Source organism: Mesorhizobium sp. M2A.F.Ca.ET.067.02.1.1, assembly GCF_004023285.1.
In the GTDB taxonomy this organism is placed as follows: domain Bacteria; phylum Pseudomonadota; class Alphaproteobacteria; order Rhizobiales; family Rhizobiaceae; genus Mesorhizobium.
Genome location: NZ_RZSB01001113.1, coordinates 1 through 1,318 on the forward strand (window position 1 = coordinate 1; position 1,318 = coordinate 1,318).

Sequence of the window (1,318 nt, forward strand, 5' to 3'; positions counted from 1 at the left end):
CGTCAAGGGTGAGCCCTTCGTCAGACCAGAAGCTCGCCTTGACCTCCTTGCCAGGCTTGAAGCCGGCGATATCCATCTCCGGCACCGCGATGGACACTTCCTTCTCGCCGTCGACCGCGACGGTCATCACCGGCGTGCCGGCGGCGACCACCTGGCCGACATCGGCGGAGATGGCGGTGACGATGCCGTTCCTGCTGGCTTTCAGATCGGCGTATTGAACCTGGTTCTGCGCCTGGGCCAGAGTCGAACGAGCGGCGTCGCGGGTCGCCACGGCCTGGTCGTAGGTCAGCCGCGCCTGGTCGAGCTGCGACTTCGGCGCGAAATTCTTGGCATAGAGTTGCTCGGCGCGCTTCCTGGCAAGGTCGACGGTCTCGACCTGGCGCTCGGCCGCGTCGAGGCTGGCCGCGGCGCTCTTCACCGACAATTCGTAATCGGCCGGATCGATGCGGGCGAGCACGTCGCCCTCATCCACGTGCTGACCGATGTCGACCAGGCGCTCGGTGACCTTGCCGGCGATGCGGAAGCCGAGATTCATCTCGGTGCGGGCGCGCACCGAACCGGAATAGTCAAGCTGACGGGTGGTCTGCGCCTCGCCGATCTCGACCACCTTGACCGGCCGGACGACCTCCTGGACGACCTCGGCCTTCTCCTGGCTGCAGCCGGCAAGGCCAAGCACTGCTGCGATAACGGCGGCGGTTGGGAGGCCGGCGGCCGGCAGCTTGCGGAGGATGGAATTGGACAAAGACACCTTAGCACTCCCGAACTGGAGATGATCGTCGACCGCACCCGGCGGGCGGCTTCTATTTCAAGGCTCTGATGGCGTAGTCGATAAGTTCGTCGGGCATCGCCCGGTTGGTCTTTGCAAGGCACTGCGCCACCATCTGCGGATGGCATAGAATGATGGTCGCGGCGCCGAAGCAGCGCGAGGCCGTCTCGGGATCCTGTTCCCTGAACTCGCCGGCCTCGATGCCCTCGCGGATCACTTCGGCGAAGAGGTCGTGGATGCTGTTGACATGCTTGTCGATGACGCCCCAGTCGCGTTCCAGCGCGACGATGACCATCTCATGCACCTTCTCCTGGTCGAGCATGACCTCCAGCGTCATCTTGTACTGGGCATGGATGTAGCGCCGCAGCCGTTCCTCGGCGCTGATCGGCAGGTGCATGATCTCATAGGCCATCTTGTAGCTGGCGCCGAGCATGCGGCCGCAGACGGCCTGGTGGATTTCGACCTTGGAGGCAAAGAAACGATAGATGTTGGCCGGCGACATGCCGAGCTCGCGGGCGATGTCGGCGACGTTGGTCTTGCCGTAGCCATAGT

At 64.2% G+C, this 1,318-nt stretch carries 2 protein-coding genes; both read right to left on the reverse strand.

Annotated features, from left to right (window positions below; translation table 11 throughout):
• The coding region (locus EOA28_RS35920; protein ID WP_128315851.1) for an efflux RND transporter periplasmic adaptor subunit at positions 1-748 on the reverse strand (748 nt) is incomplete at its 3' end.
• Between the two features lie 52 nt (positions 749-800).
• Positions 801-1,318: TetR family transcriptional regulator (locus EOA28_RS35925; protein WP_148671114.1), on the reverse strand; the 518-nt coding region annotated here is incomplete at its 5' end.